General features: G+C 61.3%; 12 protein-coding genes. 8 read left to right on the top strand and 4 right to left on the bottom strand.

The genetic code is table 11. From position 1 onward, the window contains the following. The first annotated feature begins 142 nt into the window (after window positions 1-142). Both ACD590_RS16130 and map read left to right on the top strand, forming a co-directional pair. Window positions 143-1,204: an LLM class flavin-dependent oxidoreductase gene (locus tag ACD590_RS16130; RefSeq protein ID WP_439003044.1), complete on the top strand. Its 1,062-nt coding sequence runs from the start codon at window positions 143-145 to the stop codon at window positions 1,202-1,204. Between the two features lie 259 nt (window positions 1,205-1,463). Then, on the top strand, window positions 1,464-2,222 hold the full coding sequence (gene map / locus ACD590_RS16125) for a type I methionyl aminopeptidase (protein WP_018243123.1): 759 nt from the start codon (window positions 1,464-1,466) through the stop codon (window positions 2,220-2,222). Between the two features lie 72 nt (window positions 2,223-2,294). Here map and ACD590_RS16120 read toward each other — a convergent pair whose 3' ends face one another. Then, entirely contained in the window at window positions 2,295-2,870 is a 576-nt protein-coding gene (locus tag ACD590_RS16120; RefSeq protein WP_018243122.1) for a PadR family transcriptional regulator, read from the bottom strand. A gap of 166 nt (window positions 2,871-3,036) precedes the next feature. Between ACD590_RS16120 and ACD590_RS16115 the strand changes: the two genes are divergently transcribed. Next, window positions 3,037-4,221 (top strand): YbfB/YjiJ family MFS transporter, encoded by a 1,185-nt coding sequence (locus tag ACD590_RS16115; protein ID WP_176707458.1) that lies wholly within the window; start codon window positions 3,037-3,039, stop codon window positions 4,219-4,221. 124 nt (window positions 4,222-4,345) lie between these two features. Next, entirely contained in the window at window positions 4,346-5,611 is a 1,266-nt protein-coding gene (gene sbmA, locus ACD590_RS16110) for a peptide antibiotic transporter SbmA (protein WP_027683515.1), read from the top strand. A 210-nt stretch (window positions 5,612-5,821) separates the two neighbouring features. Here the strand turns inward: sbmA and ACD590_RS16105 are convergent, their stop codons facing one another. Beyond that, window positions 5,822-6,808, bottom strand: coding sequence for a polysaccharide deacetylase (locus tag ACD590_RS16105; protein ID WP_028732951.1), 987 nt, complete (start codon window positions 6,806-6,808; stop codon window positions 5,822-5,824). A gap of 136 nt (window positions 6,809-6,944) precedes the next feature. Between ACD590_RS16105 and ACD590_RS16100 the strand changes: the two genes are divergently transcribed. From ACD590_RS16100 to der, 3 genes are all read left to right on the top strand, one after another. Beyond that, entirely contained in the window at window positions 6,945-7,529 is a 585-nt protein-coding gene (locus tag ACD590_RS16100) for an NnrU family protein (protein ID WP_439020874.1), read from the top strand. Window positions 7,530-7,736: 207 nt separating this feature from the next. After that, window positions 7,737-8,420 (top strand): tetratricopeptide repeat protein, encoded by a 684-nt coding sequence (locus tag ACD590_RS16095; protein WP_028732950.1) that lies wholly within the window; start codon window positions 7,737-7,739, stop codon window positions 8,418-8,420. 18 nt (window positions 8,421-8,438) lie between these two features. Beyond that, a complete protein-coding gene (der, locus tag ACD590_RS16090) occupies window positions 8,439-9,863 on the top strand; it encodes a ribosome biogenesis GTPase Der (protein WP_018243116.1) in 1,425 nt (474 codons plus the stop codon). A 104-nt stretch (window positions 9,864-9,967) separates the two neighbouring features. Here the strand turns inward: der and ACD590_RS16085 are convergent, their stop codons facing one another. Continuing rightward, window positions 9,968-10,417 carry a MarR family winged helix-turn-helix transcriptional regulator gene (locus ACD590_RS16085; RefSeq protein WP_439003043.1) on the bottom strand — a complete coding sequence of 150 codons (450 nt, stop codon included), beginning with the start codon at window positions 10,415-10,417 and terminating at the stop codon, window positions 9,968-9,970. Window positions 10,418-10,578: 161 nt separating this feature from the next. On the opposite strand from ACD590_RS16085, the gene ACD590_RS16080 reads away from it, so the two are divergent. After that, window positions 10,579-11,592 (top strand): alpha/beta hydrolase, encoded by a 1,014-nt coding sequence (locus ACD590_RS16080; protein ID WP_327209297.1) that lies wholly within the window; start codon window positions 10,579-10,581, stop codon window positions 11,590-11,592. Window positions 11,593-11,598: 6 nt separating this feature from the next. Here the strand turns inward: ACD590_RS16080 and ACD590_RS16075 are convergent, their stop codons facing one another. Beyond that, window positions 11,599-12,780 carry a glycosyltransferase family 4 protein gene (locus tag ACD590_RS16075; protein WP_028732947.1) on the bottom strand — a complete coding sequence of 394 codons (1,182 nt, stop codon included), beginning with the start codon at window positions 12,778-12,780 and terminating at the stop codon, window positions 11,599-11,601. Between the last annotated feature and the right edge of the window lie 39 nt (window positions 12,781-12,819).

Below are 12,819 nucleotides of genomic sequence, written 5' to 3'. Positions count from 1 at the left end.
AATTGGTCGCCGATCGGTCTTCCAGATCGCCGAAGACATCACGCCGCCCATCGAAATTCTCGAACATTCCGTTTCAAAATTTGTATTTGCGCTCTATCCCCGGCATCCTTATCTCAGCCGAGAATTCAACAGGATGCCGATGATGGAACTGGGGCTTTACACATTCGCCGACGTCAATCCCAACCCTGCCGGCAGCAGAGGCGTCGAAGGGGCGGAGCGGCTGAAGAACCTGATCGAGGAGATCGAACTTGCCGACCAAGTGGCGCTCGACGTCTTCGGGCTCGGCGAACATCATCGGCCGGACTATGCCGCATCCGCTCCCGCAGTCGTCTTGGCCGCGGCCGCCGTCAAGACCAGAAGTATCCGGCTGACCAGTGCCGTCACCGTGCTCTCCTCCGACGATCCCGTGCGCGTCTTCCAGCAGTTCTCGACGCTCGATCTGCTTTCCAACGGCCGGGCCGAGATCATGGCAGGGCGCGGCTCCTTCATCGAGTCCTTCCCGCTATTCGGCTACAATCTCGAAGACTACGACCAGCTTTTCGAGGAGAAGCTCGATCTGCTGCTGGCGCTGCGCGACAACGAGGTTGTGGAATGGAAGGGTGAGCTTCGCGCGCCGATCAACGGGCGCGGCGTCTATCCGCGACCGCTGCAGGATCCGCTACCGCTCTGGGTTGCCGTCGGCGGCACGCCGCAGTCGGTGGCGCGCGCCGGCGCGCTGGGCCTGCCGGTGGCGCTGGCGATCATCGGCGGCGAGCCGCGTCGTTTTGCGCCGCTCTTCGATCTCTACCGCGAGGCGGCGCGCCGGGCAGAGCAGGATCCAGCGAAGCTGAAGACCAGCATCAACGTCCATGGCTTCATCGCCGATACAACGGAGGCGGCGGCCAATCAGTTCTACGGGCCTCAAGCCGAGGTGATGAACCGCATCGGCCGTGAGCGCGGTTGGGGACCGACGAACCGGGCACATTTCGACATGTCGCGCGGGCCGAACGGCGCGCTCTTCGTCGGTGATCCCGAGGCGGTCGCCGAAAAGATCATCGCCCATCATGCACTCTTCAAGAACGACCGCTTCCTGCTGCAGATGGCGATCGGCCTGATGCCGCATGCCGAGATCATGCGCGGCATCGAGCTTTACGGCACGAAAGTCGCGCCGATCGTCAGAAAGGCATTGACTGAAAGGGGCGAAGAGGCGAAAGCCACGGCCTGACGAGCGCATAACGTCGAACATCGCAATCGATTTTCGAAAATGGATTGTGCGCCACTTCAACGTGATGAGCGTCCTTCGCGCGTCCTGTCGAACGCGCGGCGGTCTAGAACAGGATGATTTTAGACCGGTTCGGCCTAAAATTTGAATCCGGTTCTAAATTAGATAGTTAGAGCATCATGTTGTCCGAAAACCGCTCACACGTTTCGGCATCATGCTCTGAGGCGGCCGCGGCCGTCTTGCGCAAGGCCGGAACAGACGAATGGTTATCGCAAACGACGACGAACTGGTAAAGCTCAAGGAGATCGGCCGGATCTGCGCCAACGCCATCCAAGTGATGGCAGCGGCGATGGAGCCCGGCATGACGACGCTGGAGCTCGACCAGATCGGCCGCAAGGTGCTCGAGGATTCGGGCGCGCGCTCGGCGCCAGAGTTCTGCTACCAGTTTCCCGGTGCCACCTGCATCAGTATCAACGAGGAAATCGCCCACGGGATTCCCGGCCCGCGCGTCATCCGCGCCGGCGATCTCATCAATATCGACGTCTCGGCGGAAAAGGATGGCTTCTTTGCCGATACTGGCGCTTCCTTCGCGGTGCCGCCGATCAAGCCAAAGATCGAGCGGCTCTGCCGCGACGGCAAACGGGCACTCTGGGTCGGGCTCAACCAGGTCAAATCGGGCGAGCCACTGGCAAAGATCGGCACCGCCGTCGGCGCCTTTGCGCAGAAGAACCGCTATACGCTGGTCGCCAATCTGGCGAGCCACGGCGTCGGCCGCTCGCTGCACGAGGAGCCCGCCGAGCTCTCGACCTGGCCGGACCCTTCGGAAAAACGGATGATGACGGAAGGTCTCGTCTTCACGGTCGAACCTTTTCTCTCCCTCGGCGCAACATGGGCCGAAGGCGGCGACGATGCCTGGACGCTCTATGCCGATCCGAAGGCGCCGACCGTGCAATATGAGCATACGGTGGTTGCAACGCGCAACGGGCCGGTGGTTCTGACCTTGCCGGATGAGCGGGCGTAAGACCGGTACTGAACAATGAAGAGAGGCGGCAGGAGCTGACTCTGTCTCAAATCCCGCCGTACAGTCTTCGTCTCAGCTCCGCGTTTCCGGCCTGCCGCCTTGCAGGATTTCGGTGGCGGCGCGTTCGAGGATGCCGGCGATGCGGGCGGCTTCGGGTTTCGACCAGGGATAGCGCATGCGCATCGCCGAGCGCAGCAGCATACGGGCTGCACGGATATCGCCGCCGTCCTGCATGAAGTCGCCGTCATCACTGTCGTCGGCGCCGTGACGATCGGTTTCGAAGACACGCTTCACGTGGGCCATCTTCTCGCCGATGCGTTCCAACTTGGCGAAGGTATGCAGGATCATGGCACGGTTTTCCTCGACGCGGCGGCGGCCCGCCTCGGTGATGCGATAGAGCTTCTTGGCGCCCTCAGCCTCCACCTCGGCAAGACTGGTTTCCTCGAGATAAGTGAGGGCGGGATAGATGACGCCCGGACTCGGCACATAGAAGCCGCCCGAGCGCTCTTCCAATATCTTTATCAATTCGTAGCCGTGGCGCGGCTGCTCAGCGAGCAGCGCCAGGATGACCAGCTGTAGATCGCCGGCCGCGAATTTGCGGCCCATGCGGAAATCTCCGCCGAACATGCCGCCTTTAAAACCTCTCATGGCTTTTCCTTTCATCGTGGGATGTATCTCTAGCTATGTCGTAAAACATATATCGTACGATAATAGCTTTCAAGTGCGACTGAGAATTTTTGATGTTTCGGGAAATTGATCGATCGATCAGAATTACTTGATTGTGATGCCGGTACTGCGGCGTGATAAACGCGGCATGCTCGAGCGCATCCGTCACTCCCCACCGAACCTTGTTTCCACTGCCGCTGCCGGCGCCGTTGCCATGGCCGCCGCCATGGGCTTCGGGCGTTTCTCCTACACGCCGATCCTGCCCGGGATGATCAGCGGCGTTCCGCTTTCGGCAGCGGATGCAGGCTTCATCGCGTCGGCCAATTTCGTCGGCTATCTCGTCGGCGCCGTGCTTGCAGCCTATGGCTGGGCGGCGGGGCGGGAGCGGCCGGTGGCGCTGTTGTCGCTGCTGGCAACCGCGATCCTGCTTGCCGCCATGGCCGCCACCGATTCCGTCGCCGTCTTTGCCATCATTCGTTTCTTGGCCGGCGTCGCCAGCGCCTTTGCGATGGTCTTCACCTCGTCGATCGTGCTCAGCCACGGGGCTGCCGCTGGCAACGATCATGTGCAAGCAGCGCATTTCGGCGGGCCGGGTGCGGGTATCGCGCTGTCTTCGGTCATGGTGCTGCTGATCGGCCTCGGCTTTCACGATGAACCGGGCGGCTGGCGGGCCGATTGGATCGGCGGGGCGCTCTATTGCGCAGCAAGCCTTGTCGTCGTCTTCCTGCTATTGCCGTCGGCGCCGGCGCAATCGGCGCAGGTGGGCAAGGAGCCGGCGCTCACCTGGAACCGGCCAATGGTGCTTCTGACGCTGTCCTACGGCCTGTTCGGCTTCGGTTACGTCATCACTGCGACCTTCCTCGTTACCATCGCGCGCCTTTCTGCAACCGGACCCTTCGTCGAATTCCTCTGCTGGTTCATCGCCGGCCTGACGGCGGCGGTGGCGCTGTTTGCCTGGAAGCCGCTGGTCAAGCCGCTCGGGCTTGGCGGGGTCTATGTCGCAGCGCTTCTGATCGAGGCCGCCGGTGTGCTTGCGACCGTAGCGCTGCCGCCTTCCGTCGCACCGCTGATCGGCGGGGCGCTGTTCGGGGCGACGTTCCTGGCAATCACTGCTTATGGGCTGCAGATCGGCCGCAAGCTTTCGCCTGACAGTCCGCGGCGGATCCTGGCGATGATGACGGCCGCCTTCGGCCTCGGCCAGATCGTCGGACCTGTTGTTGCCGGCTGGATCGCCCAGCGCAGCGGCAGTTTTACCGTCCCGACGGTGATCGCCGCGATCGCGCTCGTCGCCTGCGCGGCGCTGGTGATGCCCGTGATCAAGAAAATCTCTTAACCGGTTACTCTCCGTAACAATCGGCCGAACCCATTGCTGCTTCCTTCGAACTGCCTTAGTTTCCGGCACAATCAGTGTTCGACGACACTCCCGAGACTCACAGTTCAGGAAAGCAAAGCCTCCCGTGTTTCATTCCTTTTTTCCGCAGCCAAAGGCGTTCTTTAGTTCGCTCGTCGTTTGGACCCTGATTTCCATTGCCGGCTGGTATCTCTTCGCCGCCAGCCTCGGTGTATCGCTCGGTTATGCGCCGGTTGCCGAAGAGCAGCAGCCGATCGACCTTTCGTTCTTCCTGCTGCCCGAAAATGTCTGGTTCTACGGCTATTTCTTTCTGTCGGCGGTGGTCTTCTGCGGTGCATGGCATCTGAAGGCGCTGAACCACCCCTGGAAGATTTGGTCGATCTGGGGTTCGGCACTGATCATCTTCGTGACCTACTTTGGCGTCCAGATTAGCGTTGTGATCAATAACTGGCGCCGGCCGTTTGGTGACCTTCTGCAGAACGCATTGTCGAAGCAGCCAGGCATTTCCGTCGATAATTTCTACAGCCTGATGTGGGTCTTCTGCCAGATCGCATTCCTCAGCATGTTCGTATCGATCATGACCGACTTTTTCACCAGCCATTACATCTTCCGCTGGCGAACGGCGATGAACAATTTCTACATGTCGAAGTGGGAAAAGCTTCGTCACATCGAAGGCGCCTCCCAGCGCGTTCAGGAAGATACGATGCGCTTTTCGAGCACGCTCGAAGGTCTTGGCATCAGCCTCATTAACTCGGTGATGACGCTCGTGGTATTCCTTCCGATCCTTCTGGCCCTGTCGCATTACGTGACCGAGCTGCCGTTCATCGGGCCAGTGGCGAATTCGCTCTTTTGGCTGGCGCTGTTCTGGTCGGCTTTCGGCACGCTTCTGTTGGCGGTCGCCGGCGTCAAGCTGCCGGGGCTGAATTTCCGCAACCAGCGCGTCGAAGCGGCGTATCGCAAGGAGCTCGTCTATGGTGAAGACCATGCGGAACGGGCTGAGCCGCTGACCGTCAGGGAGCTCTTCGGCAACGTTCGCCGGAACTATTATCGCATGTATTTCCACTACATGTATTTCAATGTCGCCCGTTATTTCTACATCCAGGCCGACGCGCTCTTCGTGGTCTTCATGCTGGTGCCGACGATCGTGGCTGGCACCATCACTTACGGTATCTTCCAGCAGATCTCGACCGCCTTCGGACAGGTCAGCAACTCGTTTCAGTATCTCGTCAACTCCTGGACAACGATCATTGAACTGCTCTCGATCCACAAACGCCTCAAGGCCTTCGAGGCTGCGATCGACGACGAACCGCTGCCTGAAATCGACCAGCGCTACCTGGAGCGTGAGACGGGGGTCGTGCACGCCGACGGCTGATGGGCAGGGAATCTTTGCGAGCATCGGAAGATTGGCGTTTGGGGCGCCTCCTCCTCGCTGGGTAGGAGGGGCAATCGCAGCGTCGCTACGAATCTCTTCTCCACCGCGGGGAGAAGATGCCGGTAGGCAGATGAGGGGGCGGCCCGGCACATCTTCTCGTTCAAGGGAACTTAGAGACACCCTGCAGGCTCGACCGCGCCATAGCCGCCATCAAAGACCTGACGTCTGCAATCTGCCGCGGGCCTCGATCATCGGGATCGCCTCCGAATAGCTGACGCAGGCGACGTCGGCGCGGTGGCAGACGTCGCTGACCAGGCGGTCGAGCGCCCGCCAATAGGCGCCGCCGTTCATTTCGACGAAGTGGAAGCCGAGCTGTAGCGGGACGCGGGCGCCGGCATACTGTTTGTCGAAAGCTTCCTTGAAGGCGGCATAGGCGCGATCCTCGAATTCCGCGGAATCGGCCGTATCCTCCTCACCCTTGGAATGGCGGACGAAGAGATTGTAGTCCATGCCGATGATCGGCTTCTCGTTCGGGCCTTCGGGGATCAGCGGCAGGCCGAAGCGGATGATGCCGTCTTCCTCGACAGGCATGGCAGGCCCTTTGGTGACCAGGCTCGCATCATAAGTGAAGCCCGCCCTCTTTTCGGCGGCGATCATGTCAGCGCCCGCGGTTGCCGAGAGATAGGGGGCGCGAAAGCCCTTGATGCCGTGATCGACCAGATCCTGCCAGCCGGCCGGCTCCTGCAGGCCGACGCTCTTCCAAGCGTTTTTCAACGTCGCATGAAAGGTTGCGTATTCGGCCGACCAGTCGGCCTCGCTCCAGAGGCGGCCGTCGAAATGGCCACAGGCATGGCTCGATATGTCGTGTCCTTCGAGGTGGGCGTGCCAGATATTGCCGAGGCGCTCGCGGATCTCGTCGTCGCTCTGGGCGAAGCCGACATTCGATTTTCCGCGTTTCTGGTGCGGCGCCTGATAGGCCTTCTTCGCCGCCTCATTCATCAGGAAGGTGCAGGAGAGAAAATAGGTGAAGTGGGCGCCGTTTTTCGCCGCCATCTCGCGGCTCTTCAGCCAGAGCGCGTTGTCGTGGGCGCCGTCGAAGGAAATGATGACGAGCTGTTTCGGCCGGTCGGCCGCCTCGGCGATTGCCGGGAGCAGGAACGAGGCAGCCAGACAGGTGGAGAGGAGAAGACGGGACATGGACACCGCGACAATTTGTTCGCGGTTTCCCTCCGACAGAATTGCGGCGAAGCTGCGGTCGCGCTGGCATTTCTTCACGCCAGCCGTTAGAGCCTTTCCTGGTCAGATGTGACAAACGGTACGGAAGGGATCCGCAATGACATTGCTTATCGTCGGCATCATACTTTTCCTCGGGGTGCATCTGGTGCGGGTGGTGTCGCCGGACTTTCGCCGTTCGATGATCGCAAGCCTCGGCGAGAAAGGCTGGCGGGTAGCCTATTCGATCGCCAGCATCGCCACGCTGATACTTTTGATCTACGGCTTCGGGCAGGCGCGTGATGTGACCGGCATGCTTTACAATCCGCCAGTCTGGATGGCGCATATAACAATCACGCTGATGCTGATCGCGATGATCTGTCTCGTCGCCTCGCTGCTGCCGGCGGGGCATATCGCGACCAAGACCAAACATCCGATGGTGCTGTCGGTGAAGATCTGGGCGCTGGCGCACCTGCTCGCCAATGGCGAGACGTCGTCGGTCCTGCTGTTTGCCGCCTTTCTCGCCTGGGGCGTCATCCGGCGCATTTCCTTGAAACGGCGGCAGCGGGCGGGCGAGATCACGCTCCGGCCGTTCGTCTCGGCCAAATACGACCTCTATGCCGTCGTCATCGGCATCGTCGTCTGGGCGCTGATCATCTGGAAGCTGCACGAATGGTTGATCGGGGTTTCGCCGCTCGTCATGTGACCGGCGCATAACCCCGAAAATCGATTCCGATTTTCGGAAAGGATTATGCGCGGATTCAAAGTGTTAGAGCGTCCTTAGCGCGTCCTGTTGGACGCGCGGCGCTCTAATCTTTCACATCCCCCTTACAACGGCTGCAAAATGGGGTAGAAGGCCCCGATAATATGCGTTTTGCATTGTGTATGGGTATTTCCGCGGCCGGAGACGAGAATGGCATTCAACGACGACAGCTTCATCCGTGAAGTCAATGAGGAATTGCGATCCGACCAGATGAAGGGTGTCTGGCGCCGGTTCGGCCGCTATATCATCGTCGTCGCCATTCTGATCGTCGTCGGCACAGCCGGCAAGGTTCTCTACGAGTATTGGGACGACAACCGTTCCTCCGGCACCGGCGACCAGTTTCTGGCGGCGATGAAGCTTGCCGACGAGAACAAGAACGACGAGGCGCTGGCCGCGCTCGACAAGCTCGAGAAGGAAGGCCATGGCGCCTATCCGGTGCTGGCGCGGATGCGGGCCGCGACCGTCCAGGTGCAGAAGGGTGATACCGCCGCGGCAATCGCCGCCTTCAACGAGATCGGCAAGGACAATGCCGTTCCGGCCGCCGTGCGCGATGCCGCCAAGATGCGTGCCGGCTGGCTGCTCATCGAGAACGGCGCTTACGAACAGGTTTCGGCCGCGATCGAGGAAATGGCTGTTCCCGGGAACGCCTTCCGTCATTCGGCGCGCGAGGCACTCGGCCTTGCCGCTTACAAAGCCGGCAACATGGCGCAGGCGCGGCAGTGGTTCCAGTCGATCGTCGATGATACCGACAGCCCACGCAATGTTGCCAATCGCGCCCATATGATGCTTGATCTGATTACCGCATCCGGCAAGGCGCCCGCCGCTCAGGGCTGATCGCGTTAAGGACAAGATATGAGTTTCACGGTCGCCATCGTCGGTCGTCCGAATGTCGGCAAGTCGACACTTTTCAACCGGCTGGTAGGTAAGAAGCTGGCGCTTGTCGACGACACGCCGGGTGTTACCCGCGACCGCCGGCCGGGCGATGCGCGGCTGATGGGCCTGACCTTCACGATCATCGATACGGCTGGTCTGGAAGAGGCCGACGCGGAGAGCCTGCAGGGCCGGATGCGGGCGCAGACGGAAGCGGCGATCGACGAGGCGGATCTTTCGCTTTTCGTCGTCGACGCCAAGAGCGGATTGACGCCCGTCGATACCGACCTTGCCGAAATGTTGCGCCGGCGCGGCAAGCCGGTGGTGCTTGTCGCCAACAAATCCGAAGCGCGGGGCTCCGACAGCGGCTTTTATGACGCCTACACGCTCGGGCTCGGTGAGCCGACGCCGATTTCGGCCGAACATGGGCAGGGCATGCTCGACTTGCGCGATGCGATCGTTGCGGCAATCGGCGAGGACCGGGCCTATCCCGCCAAGGAGGATGTCGCCGTTACGGATGTCGACATTCCACAGACGGAAGGCGAGGACAGCGACGCGGACGAAGAGCCGGCCTATGACGAGACGAAGCCGCTCAGGGTGGCGATCGTCGGCCGGCCGAATGCAGGAAAATCGACGCTGATCAACCGTTTCCTCGGCGAGGACCGGCTTTTGACCGGGCCGGAGGCAGGCATCACCCGCGACTCCATCTCGGTCGAATGGGACTGGCGCGGTCGCACCATCAAGATGTTCGATACGGCAGGCATGCGCCGCAAGGCGCGGGTTATCGAGAAGCTGGAGAAGCTTTCGGTTGCCGATGCGCTGCGCGCAATCCGCTTCGCCGAAACCGTCGTCATCGTCTTCGATGCGACGATCCCCTTCGAAAAGCAGGACCTGCAGATCGTCGACCTCGTGCTGCGCGAGGGCCGTGCCGCCGTGCTCGCCTTCAACAAGTGGGACATGATCGAAGACCGGCAGGCGGTGCTTGCGGATCTGCGCGAAAAGACCGACCGCCTGCTGCCGCAGGCGCGCGGCATCCGCGCCGTGCCGATCTCTGGCCAGACCGGCTGGGGACTGGACAAGCTGATGCAGTCGATCATCGACACGGACAGGGTCTGGAACAAACGCATCTCGACGGCGCGGCTCAACCGCTGGCTGGAGACGCAGCAGATTCAGCATCCGCCTCCGGCCGTTTCCGGCCGCCGCATCAAGCTGAAATATATGACGCAGGTCAAGGCCCGCCCGCCGGCCTTCATGATCTCCTGTACCCGCTCGGATGCGCTACCGGAATCCTATACACGCTATCTGATCAACGGGTTGCGCGCCGATTTCGACATGCCGAGCGTGCCGATCCGCATCCATTTCCGCTCGCCTGATAATCCGTTCGAAGGCAAGAAGAGGCGGACGTAGGCGGGGAGCTTGCACTGATTGGTGGGGCATTGCGCACGCGTCGTGGAGCCATCCCCTCTGCCTTGCCCGGCAGGGCAGAAGGGGGGGCACAGGCACTGTGATAGCTATCCGGCAATCTCAGCCACGCTTTTGTTCAGCGCTTCACGCAGCGCCACGATCTCGGCCTGGAGGCGAGCGAGGTCGACTGTATCGCGACCGCTGGCAGCGGCGATGCAGCCGGGGATGCCGATCGCCTTTTCCTTGAGGCGCTTGCCTTCGTCCGTCAATCGAAGCATCACGACGCGTTCGTCGTCTTTGCTGCGTTCGCGTCTGACATAACCTGCGGTTTCAAGGCGTTTGAGCAGCGGGGTCAGCGTGCTCGATTCCAGGAAGAGCTTTTCACCCAAGCCGCCGACGGTCTGGCCGTCCTGTTCCCAGAGCGAAACCATCGCCAGATATTGCGGATAGGTGAGGCCGAGCGTGTCGAGCAGCGGCTTGTAGACGCGGTTCAGTGCGTGGCTTGCCGTATAGACGGCAAAGCAGATGAAATTGTCGAGCTTCAACTGATCCAGCATGGGAAATCTCCAAAATCAAACAAATTTACATCGTGCGATAAATAATCGTAGCCGCTTTTTATGCATGGTAGCTATGCAGAAATATAAATTGTGCGATAAACAATCGTGCGCGATATAAAGTCAGTGTTCACAACGAACATCGAACCCGAGAGGACAAGACAATGTCGACCATCAAGACCGTAGTTTCCGCAGCAGCACTGCTCGCAGCCTCCGCCGTTGGCGCGCTTGCCGATCCGGTACTCGAACCGACAACGCAGAAATTCATCGACGGGCTTGCCGGCGGCAAGCCGATCTACACGCTGTCGCCGGCCGATGCCCGCAATGTCCTGGCCGGCGCGCAGAAGGGCGATGTGAAGAAGCTTGCCGCCAAGGAAGAGGACCGGGTCATCAAGGCTGGTCCGACAGGCAGCATCAAGCTGCGCATCGTCCGCCCGGAACATGCCAAGGGCACACTGCCGGTCATTCTCTATTTCCATGGCGGCGGCTGGGTGCTGGGCGATGCGGATACGCATGACCGGCTGGTGCGCGAGATCGCCAACGGCGCCGATGCCGCTGTCGTCTTCGTCGACTACGAGCGCTCGCCGGAAGCCCGCTATCCCGTTGCCATCGAGCAGGCTTATGCTGCGACCAAATATGTCGCCGAGCATGCCAAGGAGTTCAAGGTCGACGCCTCCAGGCTCGCGGTCGCAGGCGATAGCGTCGGCGGCAACATGGCGGCGGTGGTGACGCTGCTTGCCAAGGAACGCGGCGGTCCTGCCATCGATCAGCAGGTGCTGTTCTACCCCGTCACCGACGCCAATTTCGACAATGGTTCCTACAACCAGTTCGCCGATGGCCCGTGGCTGACCAAGGAGGCGATGAAGTGGTTCTGGAACGCCTATCTGCCCGACGAAGCCAAGCGCAAGGAGCCGACGGCTTCGCCACTGCAGGCATCGCTGGAGCAGTTGAACGGCCTGCCGCCAGCGCTCGTCATCGTTGACGAGAACGACGTGCTGCGTGACGAGGGCGAGGCCTATGCCCGCAAGCTCAGCCAGGCCGGCGTGAAGGTCACGTCGATGCGATACAACGGCACGATCCATGACTTCGTGATGCTAAACGCCATTGCCGAAACGCCTGCCGCACGCAGCGCGATTGCGGTCGCGAACGACACGCTTCGCAGCGCGCTTCACAAGTAAAACCAATCAGTCTGCGGACGGGAGGGGCCCGGCGGTTTCGCCGGGCTTTCTGCTTCTTGGAAGCGATTTGGCAAACTGCCAGGCCTTCCTCCATTTCGGCGTGATGACGCCGTTGGCGGCGCGGATATTGTTGATGAACTGCAGTGTCGCCGCTTCCCAGGAATATTGCATGGCGAGTTCACGCGCCTTGCTGCGCGAGGCGGAGAGGGCGGCAAGGCAGGCGGCTTGCAGGTTGGCGTCGAGCGCCCCGACGTCACTGTCCTCGCCGATGATGTCGAGCGGGCCGGTGACCGGGTAGGCTGCGACCGGCACGCCCGATGCCAGTGCTTCGAGGATGGTGTTGCCGAAGGTGTCGGTGAGCGAGGGAAAGACGAAGACGTCGGCCTGGGCATAGGCTTTCGCCAGATCCTCGCCGAACTGCACGCCGGCGAAGAAGACGTCGGGATATTGCTTTTCGAGCTCGGCGCGGGCCGGACCGTCACCGACGACGACCTTGGAACCCGGCAGGTCGAGATCGAGGAAGGCCGGCAGGTTCTTTTCCAGCGCCACGCGGCCGACGGTCATGAAGATCGGACGCGGCAGGCCGAACGGGTTTTCCTCGAGCGCCATCGGACGGAACTGCGTGGCGTCGATGCCGCGGCTCCAGGGCATGAGGTTGCGGATGCCCTTTTCCGAAAGTTCGCGGGCAAGGCTCGGTGTCGCCACCATGCAGCCTGCGCCGCCATTGTGGAACCAGCGGACAAAGGAATAGAGCCAGCTCTTCGGTATGGGCAGGCGCGCGGAGACGTATTCCGGAAAGCGGGTGTGGTAGCTCGTCGAAAACGGCATGCGGTTCTTCAGGCACCAGCGGCGGGCGGTCAGCCCCAGCGGACCTTCGGTGGCAATATGCACGTAGGAGGGATTGTGCTTTTCGATCTCGCGGGCGATGCGGCGGTAATTGGCGATCGATAGGCGGATCTCAGGATAGGTCGGGCAGGGGATGCTGTTGAAGCGCTCCGGCGTCACCATCGAAACCTCGACGCCCATCTTCGCCAGTTCGCGATTGGTGTTCTCGATCGAGCGCACGACGCCGTTGACCTGGGGGTGCCAGGCATCGGTAACGATCACCAGCCTTTCGGGCAGGTTTCCGGCGGCTGCGGCATTGGCCCAGCTCTCGCCGCTATAAGTGTTTGCCGGACGTTGCAGCATGTCACGATTTCCATCCGCGTCGCAGTGATCTGGCAACGC

The organism is Rhizobium sp. 862_C5_N1_2, from assembly GCF_051811205.1.
GTDB classification, from domain to species: Bacteria; Pseudomonadota; Alphaproteobacteria; order Rhizobiales; family Rhizobiaceae; genus Rhizobium; species Rhizobium leguminosarum.
This window is presented reverse-complemented; position numbering and strand designations above follow the sequence as displayed.

Bases quoted from the DNA above. Each gene is read 5' to 3' on its own strand.
- ACD590_RS16095 (WP_028732950.1), top strand. From the start codon at position 7,737: ATGGCATTCAACGACGACAGCTTCATCCGTGAAGTCAATGAGGAATTG.
- ACD590_RS16075 (WP_028732947.1), bottom strand. From the start codon at position 12,780: ATGCTGCAACGTCCGGCAAACACTTATAGCGGCGAGAGCTGGGCCAAT.
- ACD590_RS16105 (WP_028732951.1), bottom strand. From the start codon at position 6,808: ATGTCCCGTCTTCTCCTCTCCACCTGTCTGGCTGCCTCGTTCCTGCTC.
- ACD590_RS16120 (WP_018243122.1), bottom strand. From the start codon at position 2,870: ATGAGAGGTTTTAAAGGCGGCATGTTCGGCGGAGATTTCCGCATGGGC.
- map (WP_018243123.1), top strand. From the start codon at position 1,464: ATGGTTATCGCAAACGACGACGAACTGGTAAAGCTCAAGGAGATCGGC.
- ACD590_RS16100 (WP_439020874.1), top strand. From the start codon at position 6,945: ATGACATTGCTTATCGTCGGCATCATACTTTTCCTCGGGGTGCATCTG.
- ACD590_RS16085 (WP_439003043.1), bottom strand. From the start codon at position 10,417: ATGCTGGATCAGTTGAAGCTCGACAATTTCATCTGCTTTGCCGTCTAT.
- ACD590_RS16080 (WP_327209297.1), top strand. From the start codon at position 10,579: ATGTCGACCATCAAGACCGTAGTTTCCGCAGCAGCACTGCTCGCAGCC.
- ACD590_RS16130 (WP_439003044.1), top strand. From the start codon at position 143: ATGGAACTGGGGCTTTACACATTCGCCGACGTCAATCCCAACCCTGCC.
- ACD590_RS16115 (WP_176707458.1), top strand. From the start codon at position 3,037: ATGCTCGAGCGCATCCGTCACTCCCCACCGAACCTTGTTTCCACTGCC.
- der (WP_018243116.1), top strand. From the start codon at position 8,439: ATGAGTTTCACGGTCGCCATCGTCGGTCGTCCGAATGTCGGCAAGTCG.